General features: G+C 62.1%; 19 protein-coding genes. 16 read left to right on the forward strand and 3 right to left on the reverse strand.

The features are described from left to right. Positions 1–29: 29 nt before the first annotated feature. Positions 30–869, reverse strand: coding sequence for a catechol 1,2-dioxygenase (catA, locus tag AC1Q6C_RS06735; RefSeq protein WP_003940427.1), 840 nt, complete (start codon positions 867–869; stop codon positions 30–32). A gap of 199 nt (positions 870–1,068) precedes the next feature. On the opposite strand from catA, the gene AC1Q6C_RS06740 reads away from it, so the two are divergent. Further along, a complete protein-coding gene (locus tag AC1Q6C_RS06740; protein ID WP_003939932.1) occupies positions 1,069–1,839 on the forward strand; it encodes an IclR family transcriptional regulator in 771 nt (256 codons plus the stop codon). Here AC1Q6C_RS06740 and AC1Q6C_RS06745 read toward each other — a convergent pair. Further along, positions 1,836–2,774 (reverse strand): AraC family transcriptional regulator, encoded by a 939-nt coding sequence (locus tag AC1Q6C_RS06745; protein ID WP_007729772.1) that lies wholly within the window; start codon positions 2,772–2,774, stop codon positions 1,836–1,838. The genes AC1Q6C_RS06740 and AC1Q6C_RS06745 overlap by 4 nt on opposite strands. 273 nt (positions 2,775–3,047) lie before the next feature. Here AC1Q6C_RS06745 and AC1Q6C_RS06750 point away from each other — a divergent pair, with 273 nt between their 5' ends. From AC1Q6C_RS06750 to aztD, 10 genes are all read left to right on the forward strand, one after another. Beyond that, positions 3,048–3,617 carry a flavin reductase family protein gene (locus AC1Q6C_RS06750; RefSeq protein WP_007729773.1) on the forward strand — a complete coding sequence of 190 codons (570 nt, stop codon included), beginning with the start codon at positions 3,048–3,050 and terminating at the stop codon, positions 3,615–3,617. 11 nt (positions 3,618–3,628) lie between these two features. After that, positions 3,629–5,257, forward strand: coding sequence for a 4-hydroxyphenylacetate 3-hydroxylase family protein (locus tag AC1Q6C_RS06755; RefSeq protein ID WP_003939685.1), 1,629 nt, complete (start codon positions 3,629–3,631; stop codon positions 5,255–5,257). A 260-nt stretch (positions 5,258–5,517) separates the two neighbouring features. Further along, positions 5,518–6,915, forward strand: coding sequence for a benzoate 1,2-dioxygenase large subunit (benA, locus tag AC1Q6C_RS06760; protein WP_208690172.1), 1,398 nt, complete (start codon positions 5,518–5,520; stop codon positions 6,913–6,915). Positions 6,916–6,926: 11 nt separating this feature from the next. Continuing rightward, positions 6,927–7,436, forward strand: coding sequence for a benzoate 1,2-dioxygenase small subunit (benB, locus tag AC1Q6C_RS06765; protein ID WP_003939939.1), 510 nt, complete (start codon positions 6,927–6,929; stop codon positions 7,434–7,436). Between the two features lie 31 nt (positions 7,437–7,467). Continuing rightward, positions 7,468–9,021: a benzoate 1,2-dioxygenase electron transfer component BenC gene (gene benC, locus AC1Q6C_RS06770; RefSeq protein ID WP_208690171.1), complete on the forward strand. Its 1,554-nt coding sequence runs from the start codon at positions 7,468–7,470 to the stop codon at positions 9,019–9,021. Then, positions 9,018–9,800 carry a 1,6-dihydroxycyclohexa-2,4-diene-1-carboxylate dehydrogenase gene (locus tag AC1Q6C_RS06775; RefSeq protein WP_007729779.1) on the forward strand — a complete coding sequence of 261 codons (783 nt, stop codon included), beginning with the start codon at positions 9,018–9,020 and terminating at the stop codon, positions 9,798–9,800. Before benC ends, AC1Q6C_RS06775 begins: the two co-directional genes overlap by 4 nt. Before the next feature lie 44 nt (positions 9,801–9,844). Next, complete coding sequence (locus tag AC1Q6C_RS06780; RefSeq protein WP_208690169.1) at positions 9,845–11,230, forward strand: MFS transporter; 1,386 nt, start codon at positions 9,845–9,847, stop codon at positions 11,228–11,230. Continuing rightward, positions 11,227–13,929 (forward strand): helix-turn-helix transcriptional regulator, encoded by a 2,703-nt coding sequence (locus AC1Q6C_RS06785; RefSeq protein ID WP_065351508.1) that lies wholly within the window; start codon positions 11,227–11,229, stop codon positions 13,927–13,929. Before AC1Q6C_RS06780 ends, AC1Q6C_RS06785 begins: the two co-directional genes overlap by 4 nt. A gap of 4 nt (positions 13,930–13,933) precedes the next feature. Then, entirely contained in the window at positions 13,934–15,178 is a 1,245-nt protein-coding gene (locus AC1Q6C_RS06790; RefSeq protein ID WP_054188474.1) for a benzoate/H(+) symporter BenE family transporter, read from the forward strand. 62 nt (positions 15,179–15,240) lie between these two features. Beyond that, positions 15,241–16,488 carry a zinc metallochaperone AztD gene (gene aztD, locus AC1Q6C_RS06795; RefSeq protein WP_007729787.1) on the forward strand — a complete coding sequence of 416 codons (1,248 nt, stop codon included), beginning with the start codon at positions 15,241–15,243 and terminating at the stop codon, positions 16,486–16,488. A 383-nt stretch (positions 16,489–16,871) separates the two neighbouring features. Here aztD and AC1Q6C_RS06800 read toward each other — a convergent pair whose 3' ends face one another. Further along, complete coding sequence (locus AC1Q6C_RS06800; RefSeq protein ID WP_007729793.1) at positions 16,872–17,339, reverse strand: VOC family protein; 468 nt, start codon at positions 17,337–17,339, stop codon at positions 16,872–16,874. A 102-nt stretch (positions 17,340–17,441) separates the two neighbouring features. On the opposite strand from AC1Q6C_RS06800, the gene AC1Q6C_RS06805 reads away from it, so the two are divergent. From AC1Q6C_RS06805 to AC1Q6C_RS06825, 5 genes are all read left to right on the forward strand, one after another. After that, entirely contained in the window at positions 17,442–18,416 is a 975-nt protein-coding gene (locus tag AC1Q6C_RS06805; RefSeq protein WP_218747852.1) for a helix-turn-helix transcriptional regulator, read from the forward strand. Between the two features lie 122 nt (positions 18,417–18,538). After that, on the forward strand, positions 18,539–19,744 hold the full coding sequence (locus AC1Q6C_RS06810; protein ID WP_042447245.1) for an MFS transporter: 1,206 nt from the start codon (positions 18,539–18,541) through the stop codon (positions 19,742–19,744). A gap of 102 nt (positions 19,745–19,846) precedes the next feature. After that, positions 19,847–20,515, forward strand: coding sequence for a FadR/GntR family transcriptional regulator (locus AC1Q6C_RS06815; RefSeq protein WP_003939850.1), 669 nt, complete (start codon positions 19,847–19,849; stop codon positions 20,513–20,515). 21 nt (positions 20,516–20,536) lie between these two features. Continuing rightward, positions 20,537–20,965 (forward strand): hypothetical protein, encoded by a 429-nt coding sequence (locus AC1Q6C_RS06820; RefSeq protein ID WP_225320164.1) that lies wholly within the window; start codon positions 20,537–20,539, stop codon positions 20,963–20,965. Positions 20,966–21,084: 119 nt separating this feature from the next. Then, positions 21,085–22,449: an HNH endonuclease signature motif containing protein gene (locus AC1Q6C_RS06825; RefSeq protein ID WP_492666460.1), complete on the forward strand. Its 1,365-nt coding sequence runs from the start codon at positions 21,085–21,087 to the stop codon at positions 22,447–22,449. The last annotated feature ends 57 nt before the right edge of the window (positions 22,450–22,506 follow it).

A 22,506-nucleotide genomic window follows, 5' to 3' on the forward strand; every position in this document is an offset into this window, starting at 1 on the left:
CAAATCACTTTCTTCAGAGCAGTTGTGGATCAGGCCGGATCGAGCACGAAGTCGTATGTGACCCGGTTGGTTCCGTCGGCACCTGGCTTCGGATCGAGAATCAGTTCGGGCTTCGTCGCCGTTGCCACGTCGTTCTCGATCCACTCTCCATCCTTGAAATAGAGCTGGGTGGTGATGGTGCGCTTACCGGGAGCCTTCACCATGAGGTGCAGGTGAGCCGGACGCCACGGGTGCCAGCCGGCCTTCTCGATGAACCAGCCGGTGGGGCCGTCGGTCGGGATCTGGTACGGCGCAGGCTGAATCGTGGTGATCTCGAAGCGTCCCTCGTCGTCGGCGACGATCGTTCCGCGGAGGTTGCCGTCGGGGATGTGCGGCGCGAAATGGGAGTAGTAGCCTTCGTCGTCCGCGTGCCAGAGTTCGACGGTTGCACCGCCCAACCCCTTGCCGTCGAGATCGCGAACCTGGCCCTCGAAGACCAGCTTCGATCCAACCTCGTTGTCACGCATCGGAAGTTCACACTTGGCAGGCAACGTCTTGGCATCGGCAACGTAGTACGGGCCCTCGATGCTTCCCTTGGTGCCGTGCTGGCCGCGGTACGCAACCTCCTCGACGTTGTGCTCGAGGAAGACGTCCAGCCACAGGGGCCACTCGCCGAACTGGCCGATGTCGATGAGCCACTGCTTGAGGACGCGGTACTCGGGGTAGGTGATGCCGTGCTTGTCGATGACGCCTGCGAGTGCCTCGAGCACGTCCTTGGCGATGGCCGAGACGCGTTCGGGCGGGGTGTCCGCGCTGACTCGTTCCTGGAGGAACTTGTCGGTGGCGGCAGTACCCGAACCTACTGCGGTGGGACTCTCGGAAGTGGTCATGTGGTCCTCCTCGGGGCCGTATGTGGCTGTTACCGGGTGGGTGCCGTACTGCTGGGCTGCGTCGGCTCCCCAAGTTTGGGTTGTACGCTCTGCGTACCTCTGTTACGCTGTGCGTACGCTTGTACTGTGCGCCCAGTCACAAGGTTTGTCAACCTTCGAAGGCGCCGATCGGGCATACCCGCAGATGAAAGGCCATTCCGTGAGCGAGAACGATCGCGATTACATCCAGAGCATCGAGCGTGGATTTGCTGTGCTGACGGCCTTCGACGAGAAGAACCCCAACCCGTCGCTCGCCGATCTTGCCGCCGAAACGGGTCTCTCCCGCCCAGCGGTCCGGCGCATCCTCCTCACGCTGCAGAAGCTCGGATACGTCACCGGCAACAACAGTCGGTGGTCGCTCACCCCACGCGTTCTGAGTATCGGGCAGCACTTCTCGGCATCACATGCTTTGACAGAGGCGGCGCTCCCTCGTCTGTTGGAGATCGCAGAACACACCCACGAGTCGGCGTCGCTCGGGGTGCTCGACGGTGTCGACGTGGTCTACGCCGCGCGTGTACCCGTCCGGCGGATCATGAGCATCAACGTCAGCGTCGGCACCAGAGTGCCTGCATATGCCACCTCCATGGGTCGAGCCCTGCTAGCTTGGGCGCCAACCGAAATCGTCGACAACGTCATCGCGAACTCCACGTTCGACGCCCTCACACCCACCACGATCACCGACGAAGGCGCATTCCATACCGCCCTCCGGGTGGTGCGCGAGCAGGGATACGCGCTCACATCGGAGGAACTGGAAGACGGCCTGATTTCCCTCGCTGCTCCCGTCCGCGACGCCGGTGGAAGCGTCGTCGGAGTGACAGCGTGTTCGACCTCGGCCGGACGAACATCCCCGGAAGCTTTCCGCGCCGACGTCGCGCCTTTCCTCGTCGAAAAGGCGAACCAACTCAGCGCGGACATGGGGTACCGAAGCTAGCGCCTCAACACCTCGGAAGGCAGCAATCCGTACTTACGCCGAAAGGACGACGCGAACCGTCCGGTGTGCGTGAAACCCCATCTCACAGCGACATCGGTGACCGTCGTCGAGTCGTCGGCATCCACCAGATCTGCATGGACCCGCTCGAGACGGATGTCGAGCAGGCATTCCGACGGACTCCGGCCCACGTACTGCCGAAATCCCTCCTGCAATCTCCGTACGCTGACGCCCGCCACCTCCGCCATCTCGGCTGCGGTCCACACGCGGGCCGGGTCGTCGTGCATCTCGTCGAGCACCCGCTTGACGATACGTGGCCTGGCGTGTCGCACCGCGTCCTCGCTTTCGGGCATTGCGGCAAGGACGAATGCCGTGACCACGGCGCCGGAGAGCTGACCTGCCACCAGTTCGTTGTGCAGCACGCCGACCGGGCCGAGTATCTGATCCGACAGTGAGCGAACAAATTTCAGCCATCTGGCTCCGTCGTCGCCCCGAAGATCCACCTGATCAGGCAAGTGCATTCCGGGTCGACCGAGAACCTTTTCCATCTCACGGTCGAGGTACTGACGGTCCATCCGGACTCCGACGATCTCGCAGTCCGCACTCCACCGCGTGATTCTCGTCGTGATGTCGGGTGGACATACCGTCGCAACACCCTGCGTCGAGAGCACGTGCGAGCCCGCGAACACCGACTCGAGCTCGCCCGAGAGCGGGATGTTCACCCCATAGGCACCGGGATGATCGGATTCGACGGCGACGTCAGCTCCCCACCGAATATGAGCGATCCTCAGCGGTCCCAACTCGGTGGTGCACACCCCGACTCCACTGGCCGCATGCCGAGACAACGGCGTCAGCGTGTGCGGAAAGTAGGCGTCCGAAACCGCATGACACGCCTCGTCCCAGTCGCGGGGAGCTGTACCGATCATGGAGTCGACCATCGTCCTTCTTCACCTTCCAAACCCGTGACCAGCCACATTGCCGAGCAAGGGCGCTGAACATCATTGAACACTGTGTCCCCGGTCACCTCCAAGAGAAAACGGGTACGGGCCGCGATCGGGTGCGCAATCCGGATAGCCACCGCGCTGTGCGGATCGACCGAAGCCTGCGCCCGCCGTACGTTCGTCTTCACTCCCGGCGCGAGTCGCCCACTACTTCCCTCCCGCACTTCGCGGCACTCTCACTCAACCGCCATCCGACAAGGAGGTCCGGTCATGGAACAAAATCAGCTTCGAGGAATCTTCGGTCAATTCGCGAGCGGCGTCACCGTCATCACCTGTACCAATGCCGACGGTCAACCACACGGAGCCACGGTCACCGCATTCACGGCCATTTCCCTGGAACCACGGCTGTGCCAGATCACGATGACTCGCAAGTCCAAGGCGTGCGGCTACCTCGGCAACGCGCCGTTTGCGGTCAACATCCTTGCCTCCGACCAAGTGGACACGGCCATGCATTTTGCCGGCCGACCGCAGCGCACCGAACCGAGGTGGATCGACGGACCGACCGCTCCCCTGCTCGACGGCGCCGCAGCAACCATCTCGTGCGTCCCGTGGAGGGAGTACGACGGCGGTGACCACATCATCTTCATCGGCGAGATCGTCGACGCTCAGTCGAGTGGCAAGGATCCGCTTCTGTTCTACCGAAGCACTTTTCACGATCTAGGCGCTACCTCGTCGACCACAGTCTGGAACGGAAGTCAGGACGACCCCCACAGCGGCTGGTTCGACGCCACCACTTCGTTCACCCCGATTCATCTTCAGCCCGCACCCCAAACGATCTGAAAGGCTTTGCCATGACGACCACCGAAATTCCTCCCACCGGCGTCGATCCCGCAGATTCCGGAGCGCCACAGGTCAATCCGGCCGCCGACTGCGAAGCCAACCGCACGAAGAACTTCGCCACCCGACCGATGACCGGTGACGAGTACATCTCGAGCCTGCAGGACGGCCGCGAGATCTGGCTTCACGGTGATCGCGTCAAGGACGTCACGACACACCCCGCGTTCCGGAATCCGATCCGCATGACCGCGAGGCTGTACGACGCTCTGCATACGGGCGAGCACGTGGACGCCTTGACCGTTCCGACGGACACGGGCAACGGCGGTGTCACCATGCCGTTCTTCCGCACTCCGACGTCCTCGGCCGATCTGCTCAAGGAACGCGATGCCATAGCGACGTGGGCTCGTATGACCTACGGCTGGATGGGCCGTTCCCCCGACTACAAGGCGAGTTTCCTGGGCACCCTCCACGCCAACAAGGAGTTGTACGCACCGTTCCAGGACAACGCCGAACGCTGGTACCGCGAATCGCAGGAGAAGGTTCTGTACTGGAACCACGCGATCATCAATCCCCCGGTGGATCGCCAACTTCCACCGGACGAGGTCGGTGACGTCTTCATGAAGGTGGAGAAGGAAACCGACGCAGGTTTGATCGTCAGCGGCGCCAAAGTGGTCGCCACCGGATCGGCGATCACGAACTACAACTTCATCGCTCACTACGGTCTGCCGATCAAGAAGAAGCAGTTCGCCCTGATCTGCACGGTACCGATGGACGCGCCGGGTGTGAAGCTGATCTGCCGCACCTCGTACACCGAACATGCTGCGGTGATGGGCAGTCCGTTCGATTATCCGCTGTCGAGTCGCATGGACGAGAACGACACCATCTTCGTCTTCGACAAGGTGTTGGTTCCGTGGGAAAACGTCTTCATGTACGGCGACGTCGACCGGATCAACGCATTCTTCCCTCAATCGGGCTTCCTGCCGCGCTTCACCTTTCAGGGCTGCACTCGCCTGGCCGTCAAGCTCGACTTCATCGCCGGACTGTTGATGAAGGCACTCGAAGCCACCGGCGCCGGCGGCTTCCGCGGAGTCCAGACCCGTGTCGGTGAGGTGATCGGGTGGCGAAACCTCTTCTGGTCGTTGACCGAATCGATGGCACGCGATCCCGAACAGTGGGTCGGCGATTCGGTGATCCCGAAGCTCGAGTACGGCCTCACCTATCGAATGTTCATGATTCAGGGGTACCCGCGGATCAAGGAGATCATCGAACAGGACGTCGCGTCGGGCTTGATCTACCTGCCTTCGAGTTCACTCGACTTCAAGAGCCCGGACGTGCGTCCGTACCTCGACAAGTACGTTCGCGGTTCCGACGGCATCACCGCCGTCGACCGCGTGAAAGTCATGAAGGCGCTGTGGGATTCGATCGGGACCGAGTTCGGCGGCCGACACGAACTCTACGAGCGCAACTACTCCGGCAATCACGAGAACGTCAAAGCGGAACTGCTGTTCGCAGCCCAGAATCGTGGACACGCAAGTTCCATGAAGGGACTGGCCGAGCAGTGCCTGAGTGAATACGACCTCGACGGCTGGACGGTCCCTGACCTCATCGGCAACGACGACGTCTCGTTCTTCAAGAACCGGTAATCCCCTCGGCAGGTAGGGCGGACTCGCGATGTCGAGTCCGCCCTGCTCGTCGTCTTCAGCAGGCATGGCCCATCAGCAGAATTCGACGAACACTGCACCCTTGGTCAGGACTAGGCAATTGCCTAGTGTGACCCGAGACACACGATGTCAAGGTGAATTCAGTACCGGACGCAGCCCCGTCCGGAAAGCGGGTCCCACCGATTTGGTCCGACAGCCCTCGGCTTTCTCGGTAGGCGCCCACTCTTATCTGGAGGACACCCATGACGGATATGTTGGATGCTGCCCGCGGCACCGACCAGTTCGCGAACATCCGCGCCGTCCTCGACGACGCGCTCGTCGAGGACCCGGAGACCGGCCGCTACCAGGTGCGGCGCAGCGTCTTCACGGACGAGCAACTGTTCGAACTCGAGATGACGCACATCTTCGAAGGCAATTGGATCTACCTCGCGCACGAGAGCCAGATCCCGAACGTCGGCGACTACTTCACCACCTACATGGGCCGTCAGCCCATCGTGATCACCCGCAACAAGGACGGCGAATTGGGTGCGCTGATCAACGCATGCAGCCACCGCGGTGCGATGCTCTGTCGCCGTAAGACCGACAACCGAACCACCTTCACCTGCCCGTTCCACGGCTGGACCTTCAACAACAGCGGAAAACTCCTCAAGGCCAAGGACGCTCGCACCGGTGGCTATCCGGAGCAGTTCAACAAAGACGGCTCACACGACCTGACCAGGGTGGCGCGGTTCGAGAACTATCGCGGCTTCCTCTTCGGCAGCCTCAACCCCGACGTGCTGCCACTCGAAGAGCACCTCGGTGACACCACGAAGGTCATCGACATGATCGTCGATCAGTCACCTGACGGACTCGAAGTTCTGCGCGGTGCTTCCACCTACACCTACGACGGCAACTGGAAGCTACAGACCGAGAACGGTGCCGACGGCTACCACGTGTCTTCGACGCACTGGAACTACGCCGCTACCACCGCTCGCCGCACCGCCGGTGAATCGTCCAACGAGACCAAAGCCATGGACGCCGGCACCTGGGGCAAGCAGGGCGGTGGATACTTCTCCTACGACTACGGCCACCTCCTGCTCTGGATGTGGTGGGGCAATCCCGAGGACCGACCCCTGTTCGAACGCAAAGCAGAACTGGAGGCTCAGTTCGGTTCCAAGAAGGCCGAATTCATGGTCGGTGCGTCGAGGAACCTCTGCCTGTATCCGAACGTCTACCTCATGGATCAGTTCAGCAGCCAGATCCGGCACTTCCGTCCGATCTCCGTGGACCAGACCGAAGTCACCATCTACTGCATCGCGCCCACGGGAGAGAGCGCCGAAGCGCGCAGCAACCGCATCCGTCAGTACGAGGACTTCTTCAATGCCAGCGGTATGGCCACCCCGGACGATCTCGAAGAGTTCCGTTCCTGCCAGAAGACCTACCAGGCAGCCGGCGCCCCGTGGAACGACCTCAGCCGTGGTGTCACACACCAGATTCCCGGTCCGAACGACGTCGCGAAGGATCTCGGCATGAATCGTGTGCTCTCGAGCGGAGCCAAGACCGAGGACGAAGGCTTGTATCCCATTCAGCACGGGTACTGGCGCGACGCCATGCTTGCGGCCGTAGATGCCGAGCAAGCCGCTTCCAACCGGACCATCTGAGGACCATCATCATGACTGTCACCACCACCAATGCCGTCGCCCTCGAAACAGTGCAGCAGTTTCTCTACCGTGAGGCTCGCTACCTGGACGATCGCGAGTTCGAGAAGTGGATCGAGTGCTACCACCCCGATTCCGAGTACTGGATGCCCGCATGGGCGGACGACGGCGAGCTGACCACGGACCCGGCCGCAGAGATCTCCCTGATCTACTACCCGAATCGCGGCGGTATCGAGGACCGCGTGTTCCGAATCAGGACTGACCGTTCCAGCGCGACAAGCCTTCCCGAGCCCCGCACCGGTCACAACATCACCAACGTGGAAGTGATCGAAGAACGCGGCTTCGTCGTCGACGTCCGCTTCAATTGGTTCACGCTGTACTTCCGCTACAACACAGTCGACACCTACTTCGGCACCTCGCACTACACGATCGACTTCTCGGGCGAGCAGCCGTTGATCATGAAGAAGAAGGTAGTCCTCAAGAACGACTACATCCATCACGTGGTCGACATCTACCACTTCTGACACGACTTCCCTTCGAATCGAGCTGTTTCCCATGAGCATTCAAGCTGCGCCGACCTTTCAAGTAGCCCTGAGTTTCGAAGACGGCATCACCCGCTTCGTCGAATGCAACACCGACGAGACCGTCGCGGACGCGTCGTACCGCGCACGAATCAACATTCCGCTCGACTGCCGCGACGGAGCTTGCGGAACCTGCAAATCACTCTGTGAGTCAGGCACTTTCGACGCCGGCGACTACATCGAGGAGGCCCTGACGGACGACGAGGCCGAGCAGGGATACTGCCTTCCGTGCCAGATGGTGCCGGAATCTGATCTCGTGCTGCAGATTCCCACCACGTCGGCGGTCGCCAAGACCACTGCCGGTTCGTACACGTCCACCATCACCGAGATCATTCGCCATTCGGATTCCACGGTGGGTTTCACCGTCGCAGTCGACAACCGCGCAGATCTGGTCTTCCTCCCCGGTCAGTACGTGAACATCCTCGTTCCCGGAACCGAAGCGACGCGGTCGTACTCGTTCAGCTCCGGCCCTGAGGTCGAGTCGGCGTCGTTCCTGGTCAAGATCACCCCGGGTGGTCTGATGTCCGAGTATCTCAGTCAGCGTGCGCAGGTAGGCGACACTCTCGAATTGACCGGACCGATGGGTAGCTTCTTCCTCCGGTCAGGTCAACGGAGAGCCCTACTGCTTGCCGGCGGAACCGGCTTGGCCCCGCTGCTCTCCATACTGGAGAAGATTCGTACCGAAAGCTCCACTCGGCCCGTCCATCTGGTCTACGGCGTCAGCTCCGACACCGATCTCGTCGAACTCGACAAACTGCACGACTACGCGGAGTCTCTACCCCAGTTCACCTTCGACTACTGCGTATCCGATCCCGACAGCACAGCACCGAACAAGGGCTATGTCACGGGCTTGATCGAGCCCGATCACCTCGACGACGGCAACGTAGACGTCTACCTGTGCGGCCCGCCGCCGATGGTCGAAGCCGTACGTCTGCACTTCAAGGACGTATCGATCACACCCACGAACTTCTACTTCGAAAAGTTCAACAATGCGGCAGCACCGGCTGATTCACCGTCAGCCTCGGCCGAAGAATCAGCTGCCGGCACGTACGAGATCGGTGAAGAACATCTGCCGGTCACGGAGTCGGACGCACAGTTCGACGCTCGGATGGCCCTCGAACTCGGAGCAATGGAACTCACGATCGGCCGCCTCACTCCGGCACAGTTGACGGAGTACCGCATTCTGGCGGAGAACTCGGCTGCTTCCATCGACCGCGATCACTTCACGGACGCAGCGGCATTCACCGAAACCAATGCCCTGTTCCACGACTTCCTCTTCCGCTGCACCGGAAACGAAGTGCTGCTGCAGGCATACCACCGTCTCGAGGTCACACAACTGATGAACCGAGTGCTCCGCACCGCCGATTGGGTGGACGAACATGTCGCGGAGGATCACTCACGTATCGTGAGTGCATTCGAGCAGAATGATCGCGCCGCGGCCCGTGATCTGATCGTCCAGCACAGCGAACACGCCAAGTCGACGATGCACCGCGCCGTCACTGACGCTCGGGAAAGTGTGGCGTCGTGAGCACGAGATTCTTCGCCGGCCGGTTCGACGACCGGGTCGTGGTCGTCACCGGAGCGGCTCAGGGGATCGGGCGCAGCGTTGCCGAAAGAGTTTCCGCAGAAGGTGGTTCCGTCGCGCTTGTGGATCGAGCTGAACTGGTTCACGACATCGCGACACCGCTGGAGCGTTCCCATTCGGTGACCGCGGACCTCGAGACGTTCGAAGGTGCCCAGAATGCAATAGATTCCGCATTGGAGCGCTTCGGACGCATCGACGTCCTGATCAACAACGTCGGTGGGACCATCTGGGCCAAACCCTACGAGCACTACACGCCGCAGCAGATACAAGCCGAGGTCACACGATCACTGTTCCCCACGCTCTGGACGTGTCGCGCCGTACTGCCCCATCTGATCGAGCAGGCGAGCGGCACCATCGTCAACGTCTCCTCGGTCGCCACCCGCGGTGTCAACCGTGTTCCTTACGCGGCGGCCAAGGGCGGGGTCAGCGCGATCACCGCTGCACTGGCGATGGAAGTCGCGCAGTACGGAATACGCGTCGTGGCAACCGCTCCCGGCGGAACCGAGGCGCCACCACGCGTCGTGGCACGCGGACCGGGTGCCGAGACCGACGAGGAGAAGGCCTGGTACCAGCAGATCGTCGACCAGACCGTCGACTCGTCGCTACTCAAGCGTTACGGCACCCTGGACGAACAGGCTGCTGCTATCACTTTCCTTGCCTCCGAAGAGGCTTCGTATGTCACCGGAACGGTTCTTCCCGTTGCCGGTGGCGACCTCGGCTGAATCCAGCCTCCCCCGATTCCTGATCTCTCGAACGGAGATTCGCCATGTCCTCGATCGAACGTGGTTCCTGGGCCAGTGCCCGCCATCGCTCGTCAGTGTTGTGGGTGGTCACCATCGCCGCCATTGCCATTCTGTTCGATGGATACGACCTGGTCGTGTACGGCACGATCCTGCCCGTACTCATGGACGACTCCAGCCATATCGGCACCTTGACCGCATCTCAGGCCGGCGCGTTGGGTTCGTATGCACTCGTCGGAGTGATGGTCGGCGCACTGACGTGTGGAGCGATCGGCGATCACTTCGGTCGCCGAAAGATGATGCTGGTCAACATCATCTGGTTCTCGGTCGGAATGGCACTGGCAGCGTTCGCCACCAGCATCACCACTTTCGGTCTGCTGCGGTTCTTCACCGGCATCGGTGTCGGTGGGCTTGTCGCCACCGCCGGAGCCATGATTGCCGAGTTCGCGCCGCCGGGACGCCGCAATCTGTTCAACGCCATCGTCTACAGCGGTGTCCCGGCCGGTGGCGTCATGGCTTCCGTCCTGGCGATCGTTCTCCGTGATTCCATCGGATGGCGCGGACTGTTCCTCATCGGCGCCCTGCCATTGGTGTTCCTGTTCCCACTCGCCTGGTTCAAACTGCCCGAGTCTCCCGCGTGGCTGATTGCTCGCGGACGCGTCGAGGAAGCTCGCGCCATTTCCTCGAAAACCGGAATTCCATTGCCTGTCGGTACAGATCGACCCAACGACGCCGTAGCCGAGAAGGTCGGCTTCCGAGCGTTGGCGAGCAGACAATATGTCTGGGGCACCGCGCTTCTCGGCCTGATGAGCTTCGCCGGCCTCCTCCTGACCTACGGACTGAACACCTGGCTGCCCAAGATCATGGAAAACGCGGGATACAACGCGAAGGGTTCGCTCTCGTTCCTGTTGGTACTCAACGGCGGTGCCATCATCGGTGGACTTCTCGCCTCCAAGATCGCGGACGTCACCGGTCCACAGCGGGTTGTCGCAACCACCTTCGGCCTGGCCGCACTCGCCCTGCTCCTGTTCACATTCGGGTTCCCGCTTCCCGTACTCCTCGCCTCCGTTGCCATCGCGGGTGTCGGAACCATCGGTACTCAGGTTCTGATCTACGGATTCGTGTCCAACTACTATTCGACGGCCGCTCGGGCCGCAGGTGTCGCGTGGTGCGCCGGATTCGGACGTCTGGGCGGGATATTCGGGCCACTGATCGGCGGAAGTTTGATCAGCGCCGGAATCAGTTCCGAATCGGCGTTCTACGTCTTCGCCGGCATCGCGGTGATTGGCGCCATCGTCACCTTCTTCGTGCCGAAGCAAGCACCCGACCTGGGTGCCACTGCACTTCGATCCGATGGAGACCGTGCCGAAAAGGAAACCCGTGGTGAGCCCGGCGTTACGGTAGTCGGGTGACACTTCGTGACCTGTTGCTCGGCCGAGAACGCGAGCTCGCCGTTCTCGGCCGAGCCTTGGCCGCGGCAGAGACAGGAGTGCCGACTCTCGTGCTGGTCGAGGGCGATGCCGGTAGCGGTAAGTCCACTCTCGTCGACCGGTTCGCCGAAATCTCTTCCGCTCATACGCTCCGCCGCGCTCGTGGGCTGGAGTGGGAATCGAACACTGCCTTCGGAGTGATCGAACAACTACTCGAACGTCCGGTTTCCAACTCGGACCCGGTCGCCGTTGCACACGAGATCGTCGACGCAGCGGAGCAACTGACCCTGATCGTCGTCGACGATGCCCATCACAGCGATGTCAGCTCGCTTCAGGCAATCACCTCCGCCCTCCATCGAGGCCGAACGGCACCACTGCTGTTCGTCCTCGTCGCCGAGGAAACGCCGTTCCTGCGCGAGGATGTCAGGCAGATTCTCGACCTGCACTGGTCGACGCGTTTGCACATCAGCCCGATCGACGCACCCGTCATCATCGACATCGCGCGCATGCGAAGCGGAATCGACCTCAGCTCCGGCGTCGCGCTTGCCCTTCAGGACTTCACCGCGGGCAACACACTCGACATCGTCTCGCTTCTCGACGAGCTGCCACCTACCTATTGGACCCAGTGGCACCGAACTTTGCCCGTCCCTCGCCATCGTGCAGTATCGATCGCCGCCGCCCTCGCTACGTGTTCGGCGGGAGCACGAACGTTGATCGAAGCCGCAGCAGTTGTCGGGCGCAGCACGACGTTGTCGCATCTTGCTCAGCTGGCCGAAATCGACGACGTGGTCGGCGCCTTGGACAGCGCCTTTGCCAGCGGCCTCCTTTCTGTCCACGAGCAGCGCGGCAGCACCGAGGTGTCACTGAGCAGCACGATGGTCACGGCCGCAGTGCGCGGGGCGTTGGGACCCGCGCACTTGCATCTGCTGCACACACGCGCAGCCGAGATCGCTTGGGGAGAAGGTGAACGGCTTTTCCACCTTGCCGCTGCCAGCACCACCCATGACGAGGACCTCGCCGCCGAACTCGTTGCGTACGCATCACTACGAGCATCCGACGGCGCGTGGTCGGAAGTCGCCGACGCCATGGTCACGGCAAGCCGTCTCACCACGGCCCGAACCGAACACGAGGACCGACTGCTCCGCGGAGTCGACGCGCTGACCGGATCGGGTGACATCCCCCGCGCCATGGTCTTCGTGCCGGAGATCGAGAGTATTTCGCGCGGGCCTCTCCGCGACGCCGTCCTCGGCTACCTCGCCATCCATAGAGGGCGACCGACCGAGGCCGCCGATCTTCTGACCAGAGCGTGGGACAGCTGCAGCGTGGATCGTGAGCCAGGCATCGCTGCGATGATCGCCCAACGAATGGTCCTGCATTCTCTGGCTCGGCTCGATGGCACGGCGCTCGTCGAGTGGGTTGACCGCGCAGTCGAATTGGTGGGCCCTTCTGATCCCGCAGCAGTGGAGTCCGAAGCGATCAAGGGTCTCGGGCTCGGTGCTACCGGAAGAACCGAGAATGCGCTCGCGGCATACGCCGAACTCTCCGATCGTGTCCGCCCCGGAGCCCAAGCACAGCGCTTCCAGATGGGACGCGGATGGCTCGAGCTTGCGTTGGACCACCCGGAGTCCGCCAGACGCGACCTCGAAAGCGCGGTGTCCACAGAGTTTTCCAGTGGTTCGGCAAGAATCTCACTGTGGGCACAGGCCTGGCTCGCCCGCACTCAATTCGCTCTCGGCGCCTGGGACGAAGCGCTCTCGACCGTCGAGGGCGCCGGTGCCGAGGTGGATCGGTTCGAGATCGAGATCATCCGGCCGTTGGTCCACTGGTCGGGAGCACAGATTCACGCTCTGCGCGGCAACTGGGAACTGGCCCGTGACCATGTGCGACGTGCGTACGCCGGCATTCATGCCTACGAAATCATGTATGTTCCTGCACTTCTCGCCAGGGCCCAGGTTGCCGAGGCCGCCGCCGACTACGCCGAAGTTCTGGTGGCGCTGGCTCCGCTCACCTCGAGCAAGGCGCAACAATGGCTCGACGAGCCGGGCTTCTGGCCGTGGGTCGATCTCTACGCCAATGCATTGGTCATGGTCGGGCGAGCTGATGATGCCGACGCCTTTCTGCAACCACACGAGCAGACCGCACGACGTCGGGAGCACCGCTCAGCTGCGGCACGTCTCGGCTACGTTCGCGGCCGGATCCACGGCGCACGGGGCGAACTCGACTCGGCAAGAGAAAGTTTCGATGCTGCACTACTCGGCATCGAGACGCTGCCGCTCCCCTACGACCGAGCCCGAATCAATTTTGCCTACGGCCAAACTCTCCGCCGGGCCGGGAAACGCGCGGAGGCCGACGTCGTCCTCCGCGCCGCCCGCGAGCTGTATCACTCGTTGGGCGCCGCTACTTACGTCGAGCGCTGCGAGCGCGAACTCCGCGCGGGCGGGTTGAACCTCTCGCGGACGGAGAAGGGAATCACCGACCTGACCCCGCAAGAACGAGCCGTCGCCGACCTTGTCGCAGCGGGCAAGTCCAACAAGGAAGCTGCCGGCGAATTGTTCCTCTCCGTCAAGACCATTCAATATCACCTCACGCGCGCGTACGCGAAACTCGGACTGCGATCACGGAGCGAACTCGCGGCTTTGTTCCGCGACCGAGGGCTTTCGGATCCGCATCAGGAGAACTGAGAACATGCCGGACACTACGACGACCGCGCCCGTTCGCGTCGTCACCGAGCCACTCCCCCAACCGCTCTACGGCCCGAAGCGGGTCTTGCGCGACTTCGGCGGAACGTCCATTGCCAACGGAATCATCGGCATCGTCTTCTCGGCCACCGGGCCGGTGGCGGTCATTCTCGCTGCGGGGTTGGCGGGTGGACTGAGTCAAGCTCAATTGGCCTCTTGGCTTTTCGGTGCCTTCTTCGTCAACGGAATTCTCACCATCACGGCTTCCTGGCTGTACCGGCAGCCGCTGGCCTTCTTCTGGACGATTCCCGGAACCGTTGTCGTCGGAGCGTCGTTGGAGCATCTGCCGTGGGAGCAAGTGCTCGGAGCGTTCTTCGCGACCGGCGCCCTGATCTTGCTCTTGGGATTGACAGGGTGGGTCACACCGATCATGGCCGCATTACCCTTGCCCATCGTAATGGCAATGGTGGCAGGCGTTTTCCTTCATTTCGGAACGGATTTGGTCGAAGCGCCCGCCCACGACGCGGTGATCGCCCTGCCGATGATCGCCACCTTTGTCGCTCTGAGCGTGTTCGCCAAGCTGGGAAGATTCGTTCCGCCCGTTCTCGGCGCGTTGATCGTCGGCGTGGTCGTGATACTCGCGGCCGGAAGATTCAACTCCGCCGGCGACGCGCACGAGTGGCTGGCGCATCCGATGCTGACCACGCCAACCTGGTCTTGGCAGGCGATGATCGAACTGGTTGTACCGCTGGCGATCACAGTCGTCGTCGTGCAGAACGGCCAAGGAATCGCAGTCCTCCGCGCAGCGGGTCATCAACCGCCGATCGGGGCAGCAACGGTTGCCTGCGGTGTGTTCTCTCTCGTGAACGCGGCGGTGGGTTGTGTCTCGACGTGCCTTACCGGGCCGACGAACGCATTGCTCACGGCGTCGGGAGAGCGGACACGCCAATACACCGCCGGAATCTTCTGCGGCTTACTCGCCGTCGTCTTCGGACTGTTCGCCCCGACTTTCGTCGCGATGATGTTGGGAACTCCGACGGCATTCATCGTCACTCTGGGTGGTCTGGCCATGCTCAAGGCCTTACAGGGAGCCTTCGTGACCGCATTCGGCGGGAAATTCACCTTCGGCGCTTTGATCGCGTTCCTCGTGACGATCTCCGACATCGAACTACTCAATATCGGAGCCGCTTTCTGGGGACTCGTCTTCGGGGTCATCGCCTCGCGCATGCTCGAACGAGCCGACTACACCTGACATGCGAATATTCGCATACTCGACTTTGACAATCATTTACATTAAGCAGTAGATCTATACCCATGCACCTCAACACCCGCATGTCGCGGCGCCTCACCCTTGCCACATCAGTGGGCCTCTCACTCGCCCTCGTTACGGGTTGCTCGTCCGACAACAAGGACTCCGCCCAGTCCGAAACCACGACCACGACGTCGGCCGCACCAACCGAACAGGCCTCGGCAACACCACGTCTCGCCGTGTCGTACGACGGCGGCGTCCTGGTGCTGGATGCAACTTCCCTCGACGTGGTCGGCGAGACCGAGATCGACGGCTTCACCCGACTCAACCCGGCCGGCGACGGTCGCCACGTCATGATCTCTGCCGGCGAAGCATTCAAGGTGCTCGACACCGGCACGTGGTCTTCGGCTCACGGTGATCATTCTCATTACTACACAGCCGATCCCGCGATGTCCGAGGTCGAGTTCGCAGCCAACGAGCCCGGACACGTCGTACGCCATGCCGGAAAAACCGTTCTCTTCAACGACGGCTCGGGACTCGTCGAGATCTTCGATCCGGCGCAGTTGGCAAAACGCCAACCCCGCGTCGAGACGTACACCACGCCAGAACCCCATCACGGCGTTGCGGTCGCACTTGCCGACGGCAGCCTGTTGACGACCATCGGAAATTCGGAGTCCCGCAACGGCATTGCCATCCTCGATGCCGACCGCAAGGAAATCCTGCGCAACGAACAGTGCCCCGGTGTCCACGGCGAAGCAGTCGCTGCCGGCGAAGCCATCGTGCTGGGCTGCCAGGACGGGTTGCTCGTGTACAAGAACGGAGCGATCACCAAGGTCCAGAGTCCGGATGCATACGGCCGCATCGGAAATCAGGCAGGCTCGGAGGAGTCGGACATCGTGCTGGGTGATTACAAGACCGACAAGGACGCCGAACTCGAACGTCCGCAACGGGTCTCGCTGACCAACACGACGACGTCCGAACTCAAGCTCGTCGACCTCGGCACCAGCTACACCTTCCGCTCACTCGGCCGCGGACCACACGGAGAGGCACTGGTGCTCGGCACCGACGGCGCCATCCACGTCATCGACCCGAACACCGGCGTCGTCACCAAGAAGATCGCCGTCATAGACGCATGGACCGAGCCCACCAAGTGGCAAGAGCCCAGGCCCGCGCTCTTCGTAGAAGACCACACCGCTTACGTCACCGACCCCGCGTCGAAGAAGCTGATCGCAGTCGACCTCGAGGACGGCAGCATCCTGACCGAGACCACTCTCGATCACGCCCCGAACGAATTGACCGGTGTCACCGGCTGATTCAGATCCTCACCTCAGGCCCCCATCTCACACCGAGATGAGGGCCTGAGCCGTTCTCGTGCTTCGCCTACTGACCAGGGAATCTCATACCCAGGCAATCCTCGAGGTGCTACGACGCGCGCCTCAGAGAATCGAAGCCGTTGTCGCCAGCTCTGCTGGAGCTGAGCGATGAGCAGGATCACGATTGACCGCGGCACAAGTCAGCATGGAATAACTCCGTGTGGAGGTTCGTTGGAGATGGTGTCGGTGTTCGGTTCTTTGCCCCGGGTACCACCCCAGAATTGCCACTTCGAGTGGCCACTTGCCGAGAGGCGCAAGACGGGCACCGACGCGCTGGAGCCGCTGGACACCTTTCGGTGCCAGCGGCTTTGTCGTCTGAATGATCAGGCCGGGTTTTCGCCGGCAGCGACGTCGAGGATCCACGTCACCCCGAACGCATCGGTGAGCATGCCGAAACCGGGGCTCCACGCCGCGGCGGCAAGACCCTCGATGATCGATGCACCAGCAGAGAGTTTGGCCCAGTAGTTCTGCACCTCTTCGAGGGTTTCACCGCGAACCGAGACGAAGAACGGTTGGTCGGTGATCGTGGTGCCGTTCTCGCGGTGTGTCGAGCCTGCGTTGCCGGCCGAGCCGCCCGACTGTCCAGGGATGTCGTATGCCATCACACAGAAGCCGTCCTCTGTCTCCACCTGGCCGAACACGACGTTCTCAGCGCCGGGCACCTCCTTGGGCATCCCGAAGTCGCCGTAGGTTGCGATCGTGACCTGGCCACCGAAGACGGACTGGTAGAACTCCAGAGCCGCGCGGGCGTCTCCGCGGAAGTTGAGGTGGGTCGTTGTCTTGATGCTCATGTCTGCTCCTGGTACGAACGTCGCTCGGGTTTTCCCTGACAACGTCGACTCTCACAGCCGTATAGGACTGTTTTCGTCCTAGACTCGTCGTAGTCTCACCGCATGGCGACCACCACTCGACTCTTGAATCTGCTGTCCCTCTTGCAGACGAGACGCGACTGGCCGGGCGCTCTACTCGCCGAGCGGCTCGACATCAGCCATCGCACGGTCCGCCGCGATATCGACCGGCTCCGGGAGATGGGTTACCGCATTGCGGCGACCATGGGCCCGGACGGCGGATACCGACTCGACGCCGGCAGCGAGCTGCCACCCCTGCTGTTCGACGACGATCAGGTCATCGCACTGGCAGTTGCGCTGCAGGCGGCGACGCTGACCGGCGTCGGTATCGAAGAGGATGCGGTTCGAGCGTTGACCACTGTGCGGCAAGTGATGCCGTCGCGTCTGCGCCATCGCCTCGACGCGCTCAGTTTCACCACGATTTCGGCCGGTTCCGGCGACGCAGACTCCGTGTCCCCAGAGGTGCTCGTAGCGATTTCCGCTGCAGTCCGCGCTCGCGAGGTGTTCCGCTTCGATTACTCGAACGACCACTCAACCGACAACAGCGAAATAACACCCCCGCGCCGAGTGGAGCCGCATCATCTGGTGACCTCCAAGCGTCGCTGGTATCTCGTCGCGTGGGATCTCGCGCGAGACGACTGGCGAATCTTCCGCGCCGATCGCATCACCCCACGCACCCCGAACGGTCCCCGGTTCACGCCGAAGGAAATCCCCGGCGGCGACGTCAGCGAATACGTTTCCGCGCGCTTCAAAGGATCGGAACATATCAACAATTGGCCGTGCCACGGCAAGGTCGTTCTCCATCGACCAGCCAGTTATGTTCTTCCCTTTGTCGGGGACGGCATCGTCGAAGATCTTGGCCCCGAGCAGTGCAGTCTCGAAGCCGGATCATGGTCTTGGACGGCGCTGGCAGCCTCCTTCAACCGATTCGACACCGACATCGATGTCGTCGGCCCGGCAGAACTTACCCACGCTTTCGCGCAACTCGCCGCCCGCAACGCCGCGACTGCTGAGAGTTAGTCAGTCGTCTCGAATGAGATCCAGGTCTCCAACGCAACCGTGCGCCCGCGGGTTCGTGATAGCTTTCAAGTCCTCAGAGGACCTGAGGACTTGAAGACCTGAACGAAGGGATGCCCAAGGAGATGAAGAAGGGGCAAGTTGCATTTCTCACCGGCACACACGTCGTGAACGATCTGTACCAGGGGGCTGTGCCTGCGCTGTTGCCGTTCATGATGCTCGAACGCGGATATTCCTATTCCGCGGTCGCCGGAATCACGCTCGCCGCGACCGGACTATCCAGTGTCGTGCAACCTGCATTCGGCATGCTGGTCGATCGAAAGAGCCGAAACTGGCTGGTACCCACAGGTTTTGTGACGGCCGCAGCAGGCATTGTCGTGGCAGCGATGAGCACCACCTACATCGTCACTTGGCTGGCAATTGCCGTGGCCGGCATCGGCATCGCCGCATACCATCCTCCCGCCACAAATTTGGCACGCGCGGCTGGAGGTCATTCACAGAAAGCCATGAGCGTGTTCTCCGTGGGCGGTACGTTGGGCGCCTCGCTGGCGCCACCGTTTGTCACGCTCGTGGTTGGCTCACTCGGTTTGTCCGGCGGCTATCTACTCGCAGTTCCTGCAGTGGTGGCGGCTATTTGGTGGATGGTCGCCCAGTCGCGATCGGCCAACACGGGTGCGGCCGAGTCAGCCCAGTCGTTGAGTGCGCAACTGGCAGCGAACGGTCCCGTGTCAGACGATTGGCGCTCGTTCACACGACTCGTGCTGGTAACGGTCTGTTGGTCAATTCCGTACGTGACCACACTGTCGTTGGTCTCACCGTTCGTGCTCAACGCACTGAACGGATCGTCCTCGAGCGCTGCAATCGTGTTGTCCTCCTTCACATTGGCAGGAGCGGCCGGAACGCTACTGGGAGGAGTCCTCGCGGACCGTCGTGGTCGACGCGCATCCATCCGACTCGGCTACCTGCTTGCGGTACCTTCACTGGCACTGCTCGCTGCCGCCCCGCACGTCGCAGTTGCCGAATTGGGAATCGTCTGTCTCGGATTTGCTATGTTCCTGCCCTTCGCGCCACAGGTGACATTGGCGCAGGACTACCTACCGAATCGCCCCGGCACAGCAAGTGGGGTGACGCTCGGACTCGCGATGTCCGTGGGAGGCATCGCATCTCCGCTGTTCGGCTACCTGGCAGATCACTTCGGACCGCGCATGGCGATCGGGGCGACAACTGCAGTGCTGTTCGTCGGCGCCGTCATCGCATTCACGTTGCGCGATCGACGCCTCGACCCGGAAGACGAGACGGAGCGCGAACTGGACGTCATCGCCCTTCGATAAACCATAAGACGGCCCCGTAGTCTGAAGATTCATCGGAGGACATGAAGTATTACTCGGTGAGCCGCTCCATTGCGGTTCACCGAGTCAGTCAGGAGCAGTCACATGGCAGTGCGCCAGATCAAGCAGCAGTCGCTGGTACAGAAAGCCGCGGACGAACTTGCGCGCCTCATCGGCGACGGCGAGTGGCCGGTCGGGACCAAAATCCCGAACGAACAGGATCTGAGCACACTCCTCGGAGTCGGGCGTTCGACCGGCAGAGAGGCCGTTCGCGCACTGATTGCGTCGGGCCAGCTCTACTCGCATCAAGGGTCCGGCACCTACGTCATGTCCTCGACACCGGTCACAGAGCTCGAGAGAGAACTCAAACGCTCGGACCGCCGCGAAGTCTACGAAGTACGCAGACTTCTGGAAGTGGAAGCGGGCCGCCTGGCTGCCATGCGCCGGACTTCCGCCGACGTCGATCTGCTACAGGCAGCACTCGAAGCCCGTGAAAATGCTTCGACACCAACAGAATTTGTCGACGCTGACATGGAACTACATCGCGCCGTGGTGAATGCTGCGCACAACAGCGTGTTGTCGATGGTGTTCGATTCATTCATCGAAACGCTCCGCAACTCGGCCCTCGACGTGATCACCGACGTCGCGGCGCGAGACCCCGAATCGATCGACGACGAAGCCGCTGCCCACCGAGATCTAGTGGAAGCCATCGTCGCGGGTGATGCCGACGCTGCCAGCGCGGCAACGCGCAGGAACATGGACGGGCTCGACTGACCCTCTCTATCGTTGTCAGGCATGACGTCCACATCGCTCCCTCCACGGGGTCTCCGGATCGGTCTGTCCGCCATCGCGTGGCTAAACCTGCTCTCTGCGCTCGTAGGAATGGCGGGCCTGACGATCGGCGGCGGGATGGGCCTGCCTCCTGAGTGGATCGAGGGAACCGTCTTCCCTTCATATTTCTGGCCCGGAATCCTCCTCGGCGTTGTCGTCGGAGGCATCCAGGCCGCCGCGCTCTTCGCTCAGCACAACAGGTTCCGTCTGACGTGGGGCCTGCACGCGGCCGCCGGCCTGACCATGATGATCTGGATCTTCGTCGAGATCGCCATCGTTCTCGCCTGGTCGCCGCTGCAGGGCATCTTCTTCACCACCGGACTAGTCCAGACGATCCTCGCCGTTCTCGCACTCGGCGCCTGGCCTCGCCCCTTCCTCCAACGAGTCGAGTAGCGACGGAACCTGTTCTCGAACAACAGAATCACGACGGCCGGGCCCACCTCACCTTCCCGAAAAAGCCCTTGACTCGAAAGTATGTTCGAGTATGATGGAAGGCGGAACGGGGGGTTCTCATGACGATCAACATCACCGACGAAGATACTGTCACCGACGTGGTCAACAACTCCGCCGTGGGTGTGCGCGGACGATTGTGGCGGCTTCACCCCAGCGACGTCCGCGAGATCGCCATCACCGCGTCAGCGGAAATCCTTCGCCTGGAAGCCATTCGAGTCGCCGCTGTCGACACCCTGACGTTGAACCCGGACGAACAAGTACTCTGCTACCGCGGCACCGGACAATGGCTCGCGAACCACACCATGCTGCAGATCTCCGCCGGCAGAAGAATCGCAGCCCTGGGAAAAGCGCTACGGTCGTTTCCCGAGATCGAAGACCAATTCGATGCCGGTGACCTCACTTTCGAGCACGCAGCACTGATCGTGGCGTTCTGCGAATCCCCACCCAAGGCAATGCCCGACGTCGCACTACCGTACTGCCGCGACACACTCCTCGCCGCAGCATCGGGAACCGAAGCAACCACCGTCAAACTGCGCTACGCCATCAGCGTCCTCGAGCACATGTTCGAATCCGACGACCCACCACCAAGCGAAGACACCGACCGCAACGAACTGCGCATCTCCCCCACCCTCAACGGAAGAGTCGCCGTCCGAGGCGATTTCGACGGAGTGACCGGCGAAATGCTTCTCTCCGCCCTCTCCAACCTCTCCATGCCCACCCCCGCCGAAGACGGCACACCCGACAAACGACCCGCCGCCACACGCAACGCAGACGCCATGGCAGAACTCATCCGACGCTACCTCGACAACGCTGCCACCGGCATCGACGGCGGCCAACGCCCACACCTGAACGTGCACATCAACGCCAAAGACCTGGCCTACCACCGTGAATGCGCCACAACGAGTGATGGCTCAACACCTGTCCCGTCCGAGGACGACGATCCCGGCATGCTCGATCTCGACTTTCACGATCTCGACAAACAAGATCTCGATGTCGGCCACATGCCCTGGATGGGACCACTGAGCGTCGGCCGCACCCGCATGATCGCCTGCGACTGCATGCTCTCCAGCGTCCTCCTCGACGAAAACGGTGCCCCACTCGACGTCACCCCACTCAAAAGGCTTGTCACCGCAGCACAACGCACCGCCCTGATCGCCCGCGACAAAGGCTGCGCCTTCCCCGGCTGCGACTGCGTCCCCGCCTGGACCGACGCCCACCACATCAAACACTGGGCCAAAGGAGGACCAACCGTCATGGACAACCTGGTCCTACTCTGCCGAACCCACCACACCCTGATGCACCGAAAACCCGGATTCACCGGCAAATGGGAAATCCGAATGGGCACCGATCACCTGCCCTGGTTCATCCCACCACCAGGCATCGACCCCGACCGGAAACCCCGCCGCTCCACCACACGACTCTGAACCCGGAGGTCACCGAGCACACGCCTCGGTGACCCATTCCGGCGTGCTTCGATAGCC

This window comes from Rhodococcus sp. MT28, assembly GCF_058792695.1.

What these genes read in the sequence shown, in the direction of transcription:
- catA (WP_003940427.1), bottom strand. Translation starts at nt 869, where the DNA reads ATGACCACTTCCGAGAGTCCCACCGCAGTAGGTTCGGGTACTGCCGCC.
- AC1Q6C_RS06745 (WP_007729772.1), bottom strand. Translation starts at nt 2,774, where the DNA reads ATGGTCGACTCCATGATCGGTACAGCTCCCCGCGACTGGGACGAGGCG.
- AC1Q6C_RS06750 (WP_007729773.1), top strand. Translation starts at nt 3,048, where the DNA reads ATGGAACAAAATCAGCTTCGAGGAATCTTCGGTCAATTCGCGAGCGGC.
- AC1Q6C_RS06755 (WP_003939685.1), top strand. Translation starts at nt 3,629, where the DNA reads ATGACGACCACCGAAATTCCTCCCACCGGCGTCGATCCCGCAGATTCC.
- benA (WP_208690172.1), top strand. Translation starts at nt 5,518, where the DNA reads ATGACGGATATGTTGGATGCTGCCCGCGGCACCGACCAGTTCGCGAAC.
- benB (WP_003939939.1), top strand. Translation starts at nt 6,927, where the DNA reads ATGACTGTCACCACCACCAATGCCGTCGCCCTCGAAACAGTGCAGCAG.
- benC (WP_208690171.1), top strand. Translation starts at nt 7,468, where the DNA reads ATGAGCATTCAAGCTGCGCCGACCTTTCAAGTAGCCCTGAGTTTCGAA.
- AC1Q6C_RS06780 (WP_208690169.1), top strand. Translation starts at nt 9,845, where the DNA reads ATGTCCTCGATCGAACGTGGTTCCTGGGCCAGTGCCCGCCATCGCTCG.
- AC1Q6C_RS06790 (WP_054188474.1), top strand. Translation starts at nt 13,934, where the DNA reads ATGCCGGACACTACGACGACCGCGCCCGTTCGCGTCGTCACCGAGCCA.
- aztD (WP_007729787.1), top strand. Translation starts at nt 15,241, where the DNA reads ATGCACCTCAACACCCGCATGTCGCGGCGCCTCACCCTTGCCACATCA.
- AC1Q6C_RS06800 (WP_007729793.1), bottom strand. Translation starts at nt 17,339, where the DNA reads ATGAGCATCAAGACAACGACCCACCTCAACTTCCGCGGAGACGCCCGC.
- AC1Q6C_RS06805 (WP_218747852.1), top strand. Translation starts at nt 17,442, where the DNA reads ATGGCGACCACCACTCGACTCTTGAATCTGCTGTCCCTCTTGCAGACG.
- AC1Q6C_RS06810 (WP_042447245.1), top strand. Translation starts at nt 18,539, where the DNA reads ATGAAGAAGGGGCAAGTTGCATTTCTCACCGGCACACACGTCGTGAAC.
- AC1Q6C_RS06815 (WP_003939850.1), top strand. Translation starts at nt 19,847, where the DNA reads ATGGCAGTGCGCCAGATCAAGCAGCAGTCGCTGGTACAGAAAGCCGCG.
- AC1Q6C_RS06820 (WP_225320164.1), top strand. Translation starts at nt 20,537, where the DNA reads ATGACGTCCACATCGCTCCCTCCACGGGGTCTCCGGATCGGTCTGTCC.
- AC1Q6C_RS06825 (WP_492666460.1), top strand. Translation starts at nt 21,085, where the DNA reads ATGACGATCAACATCACCGACGAAGATACTGTCACCGACGTGGTCAAC.